9 protein-coding genes and 2 pseudogenes are annotated in these 13,796 nt (G+C 67.5%); 7 read left to right on the top strand and 4 right to left on the bottom strand.

Going from position 1 to position 13,796, the window contains the following annotated elements; all coding sequences use genetic code 11:
• Nucleotides 1–189: 189 nt before the first annotated feature.
• Nucleotides 190–1,488, bottom strand: coding sequence for a sensor histidine kinase (locus tag ACLHRZ_RS35255; RefSeq protein WP_490422703.1), 1,299 nt, complete (start codon nucleotides 1,486–1,488; stop codon nucleotides 190–192).
• A gap of 309 nt (nucleotides 1,489–1,797) precedes the next feature.
• On the opposite strand from ACLHRZ_RS35255, the pseudogene ACLHRZ_RS35260 reads away from it, so the two are divergent.
• A pseudogene (locus ACLHRZ_RS35260) lies at nucleotides 1,798–2,387 on the top strand (ISL3 family transposase); the annotation flags it as partial.
• An 81-nt stretch (nucleotides 2,388–2,468) separates the two neighbouring features.
• Here the strand turns inward: ACLHRZ_RS35260 and ACLHRZ_RS35265 are convergent.
• Entirely contained in the window at nucleotides 2,469–3,920 is a 1,452-nt protein-coding gene (locus tag ACLHRZ_RS35265; RefSeq protein ID WP_490422704.1) for a sensor histidine kinase, read from the bottom strand.
• The gene (locus ACLHRZ_RS35270) at nucleotides 3,898–4,590 is read right to left on the bottom strand and encodes a response regulator transcription factor (RefSeq protein WP_490422705.1); all 693 of its coding nucleotides are present in this window, start codon (nucleotides 4,588–4,590) and stop codon (nucleotides 3,898–3,900) included. Before ACLHRZ_RS35270 ends, ACLHRZ_RS35265 begins: the two co-directional genes overlap by 23 nt.
• A 175-nt stretch (nucleotides 4,591–4,765) precedes the next feature.
• On the opposite strand from ACLHRZ_RS35270, the gene ACLHRZ_RS35275 reads away from it, so the two are divergent.
• From ACLHRZ_RS35275 to ACLHRZ_RS35300, 6 genes are all read left to right on the top strand, one after another.
• A complete protein-coding gene (locus tag ACLHRZ_RS35275; RefSeq protein ID WP_490422706.1) occupies nucleotides 4,766–6,160 on the top strand; it encodes a peptidoglycan-binding protein in 1,395 nt (464 codons plus the stop codon).
• A complete protein-coding gene (locus ACLHRZ_RS35280) occupies nucleotides 6,157–6,876 on the top strand; it encodes an ABC transporter ATP-binding protein (RefSeq protein ID WP_490422707.1) in 720 nt (239 codons plus the stop codon). The genes ACLHRZ_RS35275 and ACLHRZ_RS35280 overlap by 4 nt, the downstream gene beginning before the upstream one ends.
• On the top strand, nucleotides 6,873–8,126 hold the full coding sequence (locus ACLHRZ_RS35285) for an ABC transporter permease (protein WP_490422708.1): 1,254 nt from the start codon (nucleotides 6,873–6,875) through the stop codon (nucleotides 8,124–8,126). The genes ACLHRZ_RS35280 and ACLHRZ_RS35285 overlap by 4 nt, the downstream gene beginning before the upstream one ends.
• A 74-nt stretch (nucleotides 8,127–8,200) precedes the next feature.
• Nucleotides 8,201–8,854 (top strand): hypothetical protein, encoded by a 654-nt coding sequence (locus tag ACLHRZ_RS35290; RefSeq protein WP_490422709.1) that lies wholly within the window; start codon nucleotides 8,201–8,203, stop codon nucleotides 8,852–8,854.
• A gap of 689 nt (nucleotides 8,855–9,543) precedes the next feature.
• Nucleotides 9,544–10,329, top strand: a complete 786-nt coding sequence (locus ACLHRZ_RS35295) for an SGNH/GDSL hydrolase family protein (protein WP_490422710.1) — start codon at nucleotides 9,544–9,546, stop codon at nucleotides 10,327–10,329.
• A gap of 1,074 nt (nucleotides 10,330–11,403) precedes the next feature.
• A complete protein-coding gene (locus ACLHRZ_RS35300; RefSeq protein WP_490422711.1) occupies nucleotides 11,404–13,389 on the top strand; it encodes a D-alanyl-D-alanine carboxypeptidase family protein in 1,986 nt (661 codons plus the stop codon).
• A gap of 83 nt (nucleotides 13,390–13,472) precedes the next feature.
• Here the strand turns inward: ACLHRZ_RS35300 and ACLHRZ_RS35305 are convergent.
• Nucleotides 13,473–13,796 (bottom strand): annotated as a pseudogene (locus tag ACLHRZ_RS35305) (IS110 family transposase); the annotation flags it as partial.

Raw genomic sequence — 13,796 nt, forward strand, 5'->3', positions numbered from 1 at the left:
CTCGCCACTCGGTGAGCACCGGCCCGACCAACTCCCACTGCCCGCCCCTGACATCGGTCCGGTACGGCCGCCGCTGTCCACTCACACACCGGGACTACCCCACCGCCACACCCGAGGCACCCAGGCACATGAACTACTACAAACCACAGCATTCAACCCAGAGCGGACACACAGCATTCGAATGGTCTCTCAATGCTGTCGGGTTTGCGTGGCCGGGGACACGGCAGCGGGTGGAGTGGTGCTCTGGCCAGGGAGAGGGATCCGGGCGGCGACACGGAAGCCGCCGTCGGGCAGAGGACAGGTGTCGAGGGTGCCGTCGACGAGGCGTATGCGTTCGTGCATACCGACCAGGCCATGGCCGGTGCCGGCGGTTTCCAGCGGGATCGCCTTCCGCTGGGCGGCGGGATCGGGTGGCGGGCCGTTGAGGACCAGGATGTTCAGGTGCGTGTGCTCGTGATCGATGGCCACGTGTGTGGCGGCGCTGGGCGCATGCCGTACGACGTTCGCCAGCGCCTCCTGGATGATGCGGTACGCGGTCAGCTCCAGGGTCTGCGACAGCCGGCCCGTGTCGGCTGCGATGGACAGCTCAACCGGCACGCCCGCCCGTACTGCCGATTCGGCCAGCTTCGGCACCTGGGCAAGGCCAGGCTGCGGCACTTTCTGCCGGCCCTGGGCCTGCTCGCTCTCTTCGCTGCGCAGTGCGCCCAGCAAGCGGCGCATCTCGGCGAGTGATTCCCGGGAGGCTGCGGCGATCGTGTCGAACTCCTCCTGGACCGGCTTGGAAATCTCTGGGACGCGGCAGGACGCGCTGGCCGCCTGGACCGCGATCACCGACATGTGGTGCGCCACGATGTCGTGTAACTCACGTGCGATTCGGGCCCGTTCCTCCAACAGCATTCGGCGGGCCCGTTCGGTCTCGCTGACGGTCTCCTGCTCGGTCAGCTTCCGCCGGGCCTCACCGCGCTCGCGCACCAGCGTGCCCATGAGCAACAGTGCTCCGCTGAGGACGGTCAGCACCACGTTGGAGCCCGCGCTACGGGCAGGAGCCAGTTGTCCCATCGCGAGTCCGGTGACCGTCGTGGCCAGCCAGACAGCCACCAGGGTGCTCCGCTCGCAGCGCAGCCCGAGCGGAATGCACAGGGCAAGGTAGGCCACGACGGTTGTCGATGGCCATGGCCAGGTGTCCAGCGGCCCGCCGGGCACCAAGAGAAGAACCAGTGCCCCCAGGATGTTGGCGGGGAAGACGATCCACCAGGCGTGCAACGGGCGCGAGAGGGCGAGCAGCAGCGGAGCGATTTGTGACAGTGCCACAGCGACAGCGATCCCGCTGCCGAGCCCGTACTGGGTGGTGAGGACACGAGCGGAGATGGGGAGTAATACCGCAGCAAATCCGCTCGTAAGGATGTAGGGCAGTATGCGTCGTGACGCTCGTACTGTGTCCGGGAGCACAGCCTGCCATGTTGCTGAGGACACCGTGAGCGCGTCCACCAGGTCACGCAGCCGGCGCCTGGCCCACTGTGCCGCGCGCTCCCGGCGCCGACGCGGCAGGACAACCCCATCGGATCTCGGCGGGGTGGCGGATTCGGGGGTGATACGAGGGCCCGTACTGCCGGGCTCGGGGAGCTGAGGAAAAGTCTGCATTGCCTGATCAGCGTAAAACAGCACGCTGTCTCGAAGCGTCATACCGTAGCCCCATACAGAAGGCCATACCTCAGTACGAGGCGCAGAGTCTGTCCAATCAACGGCCCTGTCGCACATTGGGTGGTGACGGAGAGTTGTGAGGTCGTTGGTGTTCGTGTGAAGGATGTCAACGAGCTCGTGCGGACGGTGTTCTCGGGCCTGTCCTCGCTGGTCATCGAGGATGTGGCTGACGAAGGTGAGTGGATCGTGGTGCGAGCGCGGACGCCGCAGGAACTGTGGCCTGCCCGAGTGCGCGGGGTCTCGTCGGGCCACGTGCACGGCTATCACTGGCGGATGGTGGCCGATGTGTCGGTCGACGATCGACGGGTGGTGGTCCGTGTGCGGGTGCGGTGTCTGGTGTGTCCCACGCGCTGCTGCTGCCACACCTTCGGCGAGCAGGTTCCCAGAGTCCTGGACCCGGCACCAGCGGCGTACGACCCGTCTGACCATGCAAATCAAGGCCGTGGTCAAGGAGTTAGCGGGCCGGGCCGGGGCACGGTTGTTGGAGATACTGGCGTGAGCCTGTCGCGTCACACGGCTCTGCGCACGCTGCTATGGATCCCGTTGCCCGTCGGGCGGGTGCCCCGTGTGATTGGCGTTGATGATTTCGCTCTGCGCCGGCGGCACCGCTATGCCACCGGGTGATCGACGCCGGGACCCATGAGCGGATCGGCGTGATGCCCGGCCGCACGGCCCACACCCTGGAGACAGGGAAATCTCACCTCGGGCGTGTCGTGGTGCATCCGGACATGCCCGCGAGGATGTGGTGTGGCGACTGGCGGGGATGGTCAGAAGGGAGTTGGTAGGCGTAGGAGGAAGGTGGCGCCGCCTTCGGGGCCGGGAGCGAGGGTTTCGAGGGTGCCGTGGTGGCGGGTGGCGATGTCGCGGGCGATGGCCAGGCCCAGGCCTGAGCCGCCGGCGTCGCGGTCGCGGGCTTCGTCGAGGCGGGTGAAGCGCTGGAAGATCAGTTCGCGGTCTTCAGGCGGGATGGGGGAGCCGTCGTTGGAAACCCGTAGCTGGGTGGTGGTGTCCGATTGGTCGATGGTGATGGTCACGGTGGTGCGGGCGTGTCGGGCGGCGTTGTCGAGGAGGTTGCGCAGCAGGCGGTGGAGTTGGAGGGGGTTGCCGCGGACGGGTGCGCTGTCGGGCAGGCGGGGGGTGAAGCAGGGGCCGTATGGGTGCCGCAGGCGCAGTTCGTCGGCCAGCTCGCGCGCGGTGCCCGCAAGGTCGACGAGGGCAGAGGGCGGCTGTGGTGTGTGGGGGCGGGTGAGGAAGAGCAGGTCTTCGGTGAGGCCGTGCAAGCGGCGGGCGGCGGCCAGGGATTCGCTTGTGGTCTGCGGCCAGTCGGTGTGTCGGGGCCGGGTGAGCGAGGTTTCCAGCCGGGCCTGGAGGGCGGTGAGAGGTGAGCGCAGTTCGTGGGCGGCGTCAGCGACGAAGCGCCGCTGTTGCTCGGTGGAGTGTTCCAGGCGGTCGAGGGCCTCATTGGTGGTGACGGCGAGCCGGCGGATGCTGTCCTTGGCGGGGGGTACGGGGACGCGCCGGAGGAGCTGGTGCTCGCTGATTTCGGCGAGTTCCCGGCGGATGGCGTCCACTGGGCGCAGGGCCCGGCGGGTCGAGGTGTAGGCGCTGGCCGAGACCAGCAGGGCGATCAGCGGGACTCCGGCCAGTAGCGGAGCGTTGAGCTGGTCGGCGGCGGCCTGTGCGGCGTCGGGCAGGACGAGGACGTACACCGTGAGTGTTGCCGGACCGGGGCCGAAGACTGACCGGTCTTTGGGGCCGATGGTGACTGCGGCGCCCACCGCGGTGAAGGTGCGGTGGGCCAGCCGGGCGGCCTCGGACGGCTGAGGAGATCGCCTGTCGGACTGTACCGCGCCGGTGTGGACTGTGACTGTGGAGTGCCAGTTGTTGGAGGCGCCGGAGGGGGCCGGGGGCAGCTCCGGTTCAGGGAGACCAATGTCCGCCGCCCCGCCGCCTCCGGTGCCGATCGAGCCCTTCCGCGTGACGACGACGTACGGCCAGTCCAGATTGGTCATTGAGCTGACGGGCCGGAGGGGCAGGTCGTGTGCGACGGTGCGGGCCTGGACCCGGGCCTTGTCCATGGTGCTTGCGTACTGGGCGGCATAGGTGTAGCCGCGCAGCCACCAGGCGCCGACCGAGCAGAGTATCAGGGCCACCAGACCGGCCAGCAGTGCGGTACGGGTCTGGACCGGCAGGCGGCTAAACACACGCGGCACGGTCATCGACCAGACGGTATCCGGCGCCGTGCACCGTCTCGATGCTGTGCCGGCCGAACGGGGCGTCGATCTTGCGGCGCAGAGTGCTGATGTACACCTCGATGATGGACGTGCCGCCCTGGTATGCATGGTCCCAGACCTCGTCGAGGATGTCCTGCTTGGCGACTACCTGGCCGCGCCCCCGGGCGAGGCAGGCGAGCACCATCAGCTCGCGCGCGGTCAGGGCGATTTCCTGCTGCTCCCGGCCGCAGCGGTGCGTGCCGAGGTCCAGCCACAGATCACCGGCCCGCAGCATTCCTCCGGCGGTACCGCCGTCGCCTCCGCGCCGGATCAGGGCGCGCAGTCGCGCGAGGAGCACGACGTAGGAGAAAGGCTTGGCCAGGTAGTCGTCCGCGCCGGTATCGAGGCCCTCGGCCTCGTCATGCTCACCGTCTTTGGCGGTGAGCATGAGAACGGGCGTGGTCACCCCGCTCTTGCGCAGTTCGGCGCAGACCCGGTAGCCGTGCACGCCGGGCAGCATCACATCGAGGATGATCGCCTTGTACGGGTACTGCTGAGCCATTTGGAGGCCGGTAAGCCCGTCGGTGACGTGTTCGACTGCATAGCCCTCACTGCGCAGCCCCTGCCGCAGGGCGCTGCCGATCTGTCGGTCGTCCTCGATGACCAGAATGTCCATGTACCCCAGCATCGCAGGTAGGCATTCTCCTTCCTTAAGCAGCCTTAAGGATCCCGAAGCAGGTTCAAGATCTTTAAGGCTTTCTTGGGCCTCCTCTCCATACCTTCTATCCGTCGGGCGGCACGCCAGTGACTCCGGCCGACGCATGCGTCGGCCGGAGAACGAGGAAGGGCCCATGAGCACGTACGACGACCAGACCGAGGCACTTCCCCGTGGTGCAGGCGGAGAGAACGGGCCGGCTGAGCCCGGCGAGGCGGCACCGGAAACCCGACGGCGCGGCTGGCGCCCCGTATCCCGCAGGACCCGGCTGACTACTGCGGCGGTGGCCGCTGTGCTGGCGGCCACCGCAGGCGGCATCGCCCTCACCTGGGCGGGCGCGGGTTCCGGCGGGCCACAGGACAAGGGCCCCGCAGCCGGACAGAGCACAGAAGTCAAACGGACCAGCCTGAGCCGGCACAAGTCGATGCCCGGCACTCTGGGCTTCAGCGCGCCGGTGACCGTCAAGGGCCGTGGAGCGGGAACGGTCACCTGGCTGCCGAAGACAGGTGCCACCCTGGACCGGGGCGGCCAACTGGCCCGTGTCGACGACCGGCCAGTGACTGTCTTCCGCGGGAGCATGCCGCTGTACCGCGCGCTCGGCGCCCCGCAACAGCCGGATGCCCCTGACAAGCATGGCGGGGGCTCGCCCGGCGGGCAGACACCCGTACCGCAGAGCGCCGGCGGCTCGGCGAACACCGGCACGTCCGGCACCACGCTTCCGGATCGGACAGCGGGCGGTAACTCCGGGACCGGGGCAGCCGGGCCCGGCGCCAGGGGTACCGACGTGAAGATCCTGGAGGAAAACCTCTACGCCCTCGGCTACCACGACTTCGGGCGGCCCGACAACACCCTCACCAACGCCACCATCGCCGCGGTCAAACGCTGGCAGAAGTCCCTCGGCATGCAGCCCACCGGCCAGGTCGCCCCCGGCGACGTGGTGGTCCTGCCCGGCACGGTGCGCGTGGGCGACATCAAGGCGCACCTGGGCGACACCGCCACACAAGACCTGATGGAGGTCACTGGCACCGATCGCGTGGTCAGCGTGGCGGTAGCGGTGAGCGATCTGAGCCTGGTGAGCAAGGGCAGCAAAGTCACCGTCACGCTTCCGGGCGGCAAGAGCGCCAACGGCCGCGTGGCCGGGACCGGAACCGTCGCCACCGGGGGCCCCGGCGCCGGGAAGGGCGGCCAGGACCAGGAGAGCTCCGGCAGCGGAGACGCCAGGGGCGGCTCCGGCGGCGAGGAGGCAAAGGTCCGCGTCACCGTCGCACTGGACGACCCATCGGCAGCGGTTGGCCTGGACGGCGCCCAGGTCGCCGTCGACTTCACCAGCGAAAACCGCGACGGCGTGCTGGCCGTCCCGGTCAGCGCCCTGGTGGCCCTGCGCGAGGGCGGCTACGCCCTCCAGCTACCGGCGCCCGCCGGCACGAAGCCGAAGCTGGTGCCGGTGACCACCGGCATGTTCGCCAAGGGCCTGGTAGAGGTCTCCGGACCCGGCATCAAGGAAGGCATGAAAGTGGTGAGCACCGCATGAGTCACACTCCGGCTGCACAAGCTCCGGTCCTGGAACTCGACACTGTCTGGAAAAGCTACCCCGGCGGCGTGCACGCACTGCGCGGCGTCTCGCTCTCCATCGCCCGCGGCGAACTGCTCGGCATCGTCGGCCCGTCCGGCTCCGGGAAATCGACCCTGCTGCACATCATGGGCATGCTGGACCGCCCCACCCACGGCCGGGTCCGCATCGACGGCCAGGACACCGCCTCGCTCGCCGACCGCGAACTGTCCGCACTGCGCGGCCGCACCCTGGGCTTCGTCTTCCAGCAGTTCCATCTCATCGACGGCATGACTGCCGCCGACAACGTGGCAACCGGCCTGATGTACGCGGCAGTCCCCACCCGGCGCCGCAGGGCCGTGGCCCTCGAAGCACTGGAACGGGTCGCCCTGGCCAACCGGGCGCACCATCTGCCGCACCAGCTGTCCGGCGGCCAGAAACAACGCGTCGCCATCGCCCGTGCCCTGGTCACCGAACCCGCACTCGTGCTGGCCGACGAGCCGACCGGCGCGCTCGACAGCCGTACAGGCGACGCCGTGATGGCGCTGATGCGCGAACTACACGCACAAGGCACCACCATCGCGATCATCACCCACGGCCGGGAACTGGCCGCCGCACTGCCCCGGCGAGTGGAGATCCTCGACGGCCGCATCCACCATGACACCGCACACCCGACCGCAAGCGGGACCGCCGCATGAAGCCGACCTCGTTGCGCGGCCGTCTCTCCCGCCCCGCCGGCCGGCCGACGCACACGCCTGCCCGGCTCTCCATCCGCGACATCCTCGCCCTGGGTGTGCTGCGCCTGCATTCCCGCCCCACGCGGGCGGCGCTCTCCGCGCTCGGGATCTCCATCGGGGTGGCCACCATGATCGTGGTGGCCGGCATCCCCGCCTCCAGCAAGGCAGCCCTCGCTCAGCAGATGGACCGGCTCGGCACCAACATGCTCAAGGTCACGGCAGCCCACGACCGCCGCAACAGCACACCGCTGCCCGAGCAGGCGGACGCCATGGTGGCCCGCATAAGCCCGGTCACCTCCGCCGCCGAGGTCGGCAAGATGCCGAACGTCCCCATCCGCCGCAACGACCGGGTAGACGCGGGCGACACCTCGGGCGTCTCCGTCATCGCCGCACGCGGCAACCTCAAGGACACCTTCGAAGCCCGGGCATGGGCGGGGACCCTGCCCGAACAGGGTGCCGGGAAGCTGCCGTCCGTGGTGCTCGGCCCCACCGCCGCCCACAACCTCGGCATCACCAGCCTCGCACAGCGCGACGGCATCGGGCCCCAACTCCTCATCGGAGACAAGTGGTTCACCGTCACCGGAATCCTGCGCTCGATGCCGCTGCTGCCAGAAATGGACTCGTCGGCCATCGTCGGCTGGCAGGCGGCCAGGGACCAGCTCGGCTTCAGCGGCCATCCCGACACGGTGTACCTGCGCGCCAAAGAGTCCGCACTCGACGACGTCCGCGCGGTGGCACGGGCCACAGTCAACCCTCAGCAGCCCGACTCGGTCGCCATCTCCCGGCCCTCCGACGCCCTGGCCGCCAAACAGATGACCGAGACAACATTCTCCTCACTCTTCCTCGGACTCGCCGCCATCGCCCTGCTGGTCGGAGGGGTAGGGGTCGCCAACACTATGATCATCTCGGTTCTCGAACGCCGCACCGAGATCGGCCTGCGCCGCGCCCTGGGCGCCGGACGCGCACAGATCCGCATCCAGTTCCTCACCGAGTCCGTGATGCTGTGCCTGCTCGGCGGCAGCGCAGGGGTCCTCATCGGTACTGCAGGCGTCACAGGCTGGGCAGCATCCCAGTCCTGGCCGGCCGTATTGCCACTGCCAGCGATCTTCGGCGGCCTGGGCGCCGCGGTCGTGACCGGCGCCGCCGCCGGCCTTTACCCGGCCGTACGCGCCTCCCGCCTCACTCCCACCGAAGCACTGGCCAACGCGTGAACGTCTCAGCCTCGACACGCCTCTCCCCGCACCACCGTCCCCCGTCTTCCCCACGCCATCGAACGGAGCCCGTCATGACCCGTACCATCTCCCGCCCGCAAGGCCGGCTGACCACAGCCGCGCTGATCACCACCGCCGCCCTTGCCACCGCACTCACCGGCTGCAGCGGAACAGACAGCAGCGACACGACGACTTCCGACCAGGTTGCCTCCCTGGACAAGGCCGGTGACACGGGCAAGAAGGACAGCACCCCGGCCAAGAAGTACAAAGCGGGCAGCCCAGAGCTGAAGAAGGCCCAGGACACCTGGCATGCAGAAATGGATACCTGCAAAACGCGCACGGCACAGAAGATCGGCATCGAGACACACAAGGTCACCGACGGGAAGAACGCAGGCGAGATCGAACCCAAGGAAGACATGGGAACCGTCACATTCAAGGATGGAACGGTCGAGGGCAGCCCACTCGCCAAGAAGTGGTGGACCCAGGTAGAGGAGGTGTGCAGGAAGGCGCACCCCTTCCCCGAAGCGGACGACGACACCGACAAGGCCTCACAGCTGGCCACAGCCAAGAAGCAATACGAATGCCTGAAGAAGGCCGGCCTCTCCGACCTCCACGAACCGACGAACGACAACCCCACACGCTTCACCCCCGAAGGAATGCAGAAATACTTCGGCCACGACCCCGACCCCAAGGCCCAGGAAACCCTGAAGAACTGCGGCATCAGCTGACCCGGCCACCGCACCACGAACGGGGGAGCGCGACGGAACGGTCGGGCAGCCCGGGGGCAATCCCCCCGGGCTCCCGCTGAGTGAAACGGGTCACCGACGAAGTGCCCGTGGATCGGATCCTTTCCGACAGACCCTTCCCAGACGGACGCCGTTGCTGACGGCGTCGAGCAGGGCATGGAGCTCGGCGGGTCATCGACTGGCTAAGCGGCGGGAACGCCTCGGTGAGCCAGGACGCGCCATATCAGTCAGCCTGCGTAAACGCGGGTCAGAAGGATCTTCGCGAGCCGGAGGGGCCAGCACGACGGTTGCCGGGAATGGTCCCTGCTCTCAGGTGAAACGTCCCAAGCGGAGACGTCGCGTCATGCCGGGCGGCGCGCAGGAATGCAGCCAGGCACCGGGATGCATGAGCGCCGGAGCGTGACGCTGCACCCGCCGATGCCGCCCTCCTGTACACCGGCGAACAATACGCCTCGCACGTCCGACAATGACGGAATAACCCCCTGGAGGGTCATCCCGCTTCCAGCGGGTATATCCGATGGAGAGCAATCATCTTGAACCGGTCTCGTTTGAATAGCGCGTCGGCACAGTCGCGCAAACGCCTCGCGGCCTGGTGCCGTTCGCGCTTCACCCGCCTTCCGGCAGTCCGGGTACGAAGTCCACGGACCGCACTTCTGACGGCAGTCCTTCTGATGGCCGTCGTCATCGGCGCGCCGTCCGTCGGTACCGTGATCGCTGACGGGCAGCGCTCCGCAGGGAGCCAGTGGAGGGTCCCGCGGCTGGTGGTGATGCCCTTGGGAGACTCAATCACCTTTGGCACGGGCAGCTCAACCGGATCCGGATACCGTGCTGAACTACGGGACCAGCTGATCTCGCACAGCAAGGACGTACGTTTCGTCGGCTCGCAGAGGAGTGGGCAGACGCCGGTTCGTGAGCACGAAGGACATTACGGCTGGAAGATCGGAGGCCTGACTGGCCGTACCGGCAAATGGCTCGCGGCGGTGAAGCCCAACGTGGTGCTGCTTCACATCGGGACCAACGACATGCACGACGACTACCGGGCGGACCAGGCACCCGAACGGCTCGGTAAGCTGGTCAACGAGATTACAACGACTGCCCCCGGTGCAGCCGTGCTGGTTTCCTCCCTGGTGCCCTCTGCAGATCCCGGAACCCAGGAGAGGATCGGGAAGTTCAACACTGCTGTGGAGCAGCTGGTCGCGGAACGCCAGAACAAGGGATTCCACGTCGAACATGTCGATATGAGCCAAGTCACGACTGGTGATCTCCGCGATGAACTGCACCCCAACGACAGCGGCTACCGCAAGATGGCGGATGCCTTCTACCACGGTATCGCCAGGGCGGCCGACGAGGGCTGGATCCGGGAACGGGCCGATAATGAGTTGCTGTCATTGAGCGTCTTTCAACCTCCGAATCTGCAGGTCAGCGAGCTAGGTCCTGACGGGTCGTCAGGCTGCTGACCCGTGGTGTTATGCCGGCGCTGGCCAGGCGGACAGCAGCGTCTTCACTCTCCCGGAACAGGATGAAAGAGCTCAGTGGACACACCACGGGAAGGGCCGTGATGCCCGGTCAGTCTCCGTCACTCCGAACCCCTCATGCGACATCCCGGACCAGCACGCGTGCCTGGACTCGCTCACGGGACGGGCCTGGTCCGGACATAGCCCTTTGCTGATCGCTGGCAGCTGAGGTCATGTGGGCTTTGATTTTGATAGGGCCGAAGCGGACGGTGAGGCCGAAGTGCTGGCTTTCTTTGGCCTGTTGTTACGAACGGTGCGCGGTCGTCAACGCTTCTTCAGCCTCCGATGCCCTCATGATGGCGTCCCGCCGGGTGGTGTAACGGCGACGATGGCATAGTGCCTGCTCAGGGCGCAGGTCAGGGCGTCTTGTACTCGGGAGGGCCTGACGGGGCGTCAGTGTGTCGTATTCGGGGTGATGCGTCCCGGCGCCGTCCGGGGCTGACGCCCACGTGTCGGCGCCAGCCGGCTTCCGCACTGACGGCTCGTCAGCATCGGGGGATGCGGGTGTGGCCCGTCAGGGGCGTGGCCTGCGTCTCTCCGCTTGATCGCTGTTACACCATCCGGCAGAACGCCACCGCCCTCATCACCGTCCGCAGCCTGATCCGGCGCTTCTGGGCCACTCGCTGCCGGAACAACCGCCCCGACCGCCGCCCATATTCCCGCCTGTCTGCGCGACCTCCAAGAATCGAATGAAGATCCGCAAACGGGTCAGTGCTGACACGCCGCCAAACAGTCGGGTCGGCCGTCGCCGAGACCTGACGGGCTCCGTAGAAGTGCATACCTACCTGAATCTCCATAAGGGGGAGTTTGATGCCGAAATAATTGAGAAAAGGTTTTTTAGCTGGAACCGGGAGGTAAGCCGTGCCGTCTAGTACGTCGGTGAGATCACCTCAAGCCTGCCGACAGCCTGGTGGCGCGTCGGCGGCAGTGGGCGCTGGCCCGCGTTGTGAGGGTTCGGCTATAGGACGCTGGGCGTCCCATAGCGGCGTACTGCATGGGAATTCAAGGAGGTATGTTGTGGCGGGCGAGTCTCCCGGCAAGCGGGAGCGGAAGCCGTCGGGGGAGGCGGCTGTCAGCGGGCAAGTTCCTCAGCCGGAGGCTTTCCGGGCATCGGGGAATCTGCAACTGCCGCCTGGCGGGGATGCCAGAAACGGCACCACAGACGGCGCAGGCCCTGGACCGGGCACGGGCAGGACGACCGGGGCTGCACGAGCGCGTCTGAAAGCCTTGGTATCGGTGTGGCTGGCCGATGCTGAGGCTGATCTCGCGGAGGATGAGCCCCCGGATGGCAGCACCGGCTTCCCGGCTCATGTAAGTTCCGCCGCATCGTTGCAGACAGGCAGGGCGCACAGGGCCTCTGCCAGTACTGCCGGCGGACAGGTCGGCAAGGCTGCCCGGGAAGACGACGGGGATTCGTGTGATGACCGGTCTGCCGCGCTGATGAAGACGCGTGAGAGGCTCGCTTCTGGGCGGCCCAGCCCGTTCGTGCCGCTGAAGCCGCTGGACGGTGAGCCTGCGAAGCCCGCAGACAAGGAGCCGTCCATACCCGTCACAGTCACCCCGCATCCGGACACGTCGGAAGAGGAGCCTCGTAAGGCTGGCGCCGGGCAGCCGGATACGGCGGGTAAAGCGGTGGGGCCCAGAGGGAGCGCAGAGGCCGAAGAGCCCAAGGATCTGCAAACGGTTGGGGATACTGGGGTGCCGCCGGGACCTGTGGTGCCTCTGGCGTTGCTTGCAGGGCTGACGAACAGGCAGCCGACGCTGGCGCGCAGCATCCTGCGCCGCGTCAGGATCTATACACCGTTGGCCGTGTTGCTGGGGGTTGTCTTCTGTGCTGTGCAGGTGTTGCGCCCGTTGCCCGGCCCGAAGCTCGCGGCGGCCCCGGGGAAGGCCGCACACACCTTTGCGGGCAGGGCATTCGCCATGCCGTGGCCCAGCCAGGGCCAGGCCGCGGCCAAGGTCGTCGGCGTCGGCAGCCTAGGCACCTACGGTGAGCAGAAGCCCGTCCCGACCGCGAGCGTCGCAAAGGTCATGACCGCCTATGTGGTCCTGAAGGACCGCCCGCTCAAGAGAGGCGAGAAAGGCCCGGACGTCAGGGTCGATGCCCAGGCAGAGCAGGACTCCCATGCCAAGGACGAGTCGCTGGTAGCCCTGAAAGAAGGCGAGAAGATCCCGGAGTACGACCTGCTCCAGATGATGCTCATCCCGTCTGGGAACAACGTTGCCCGCCTCCTCGCCCGCTGGGACGCCCAGTCCGGGGAAGCTTTCGTGGCGAAGATGAACGACGCTGCCAGGGAACTGGGTATGTCCCGCACGGTCTACACCGACCCCAGCGGTCTGGACGCGGCTACCAAGAGCACTGCAGCCGATCAGCTCAGGCTCGCCGAGGAAGTAATGAAGGACGATGTCTTCCGTGAGATCGTGCGCAAGCCCAGCGCCGATGCAGGCGGCCGCCACCTCAACAACAACAACGACGACCTGCTGCTTAAACCAGGCGGCCTCGGCATTAAGACAGGCTCCAGCAGCCCGGCCGGTGGCACACTGATGTGGGCCGCCCGCCGGACCGTCGACGGCACACAGCGCATGATCCTCGGTGTCACGATGGACCAGCACTACATGGGCGGCCCCGATGCCAACGCCGGGATGAGCCTCAAGCTCGTCAAACGCGTCAGCTACGAGATGATCGAGGACATCCAGAGTGCCCTGACCTCAGCAAAGATCATCAGCAAGGGTGACGTGGTCGGCTACGCCGACGACGGCCTGGGCGGGCGGACCCCAGTCATTGCCACCCGCGACCTCAAGGCCGTCGGCTGGCCCGGCCTGACCACCAGGCTCACTCTCACCCCGGGCAGGAAAAGCAGCATCCCGCACTCTGCCCGGGCAGGCACAGAGATCGGCGAACTGGCCATCGGCACCAGCCCCCACGCCACCACCGTCCCCGTCGCCCTGCAGAAAGATCTCACTAAGCCCGCACTCAGCACTAGACTCACCCGCCTTCGCTAACGACCTGGGCAGCAATCGTGACCTTCGGGTCTGACACGAAAATGACGTGACAGTGCTGGTCAGACACCCCATGACGTTTGAGGTCAAGCGGCATGGGGTTGTGCGTGGTGCGACCAGGCGGTCGCTTCGTCGTAGTGGGTGCGGGTCTTGAGGCATCCGTGGAGGATGCCGACGAGCCGGTTGCCGACCTGGCGGAGGGCGGAGTTGTAGCCGGATTCCCGGGCTCGTTGCTTGTCGTAGTAGCGGCGGGCGCCGGGTGAGGCGCGCAGGGCGGAGAACGCCTGGCGCTGGAGGGCGTCGGCGAGCCGGTTGTTGCGGACGTAGCGGGCCTGGACGGTGTGGCTCTTGCCGGAGGCCCGGGTGACCGACCGGACTGGTGCCGGCGTAGTTCTTGCGGGCCTTGGCGG

This window comes from Streptomyces sp. AM25, assembly GCF_058146165.1.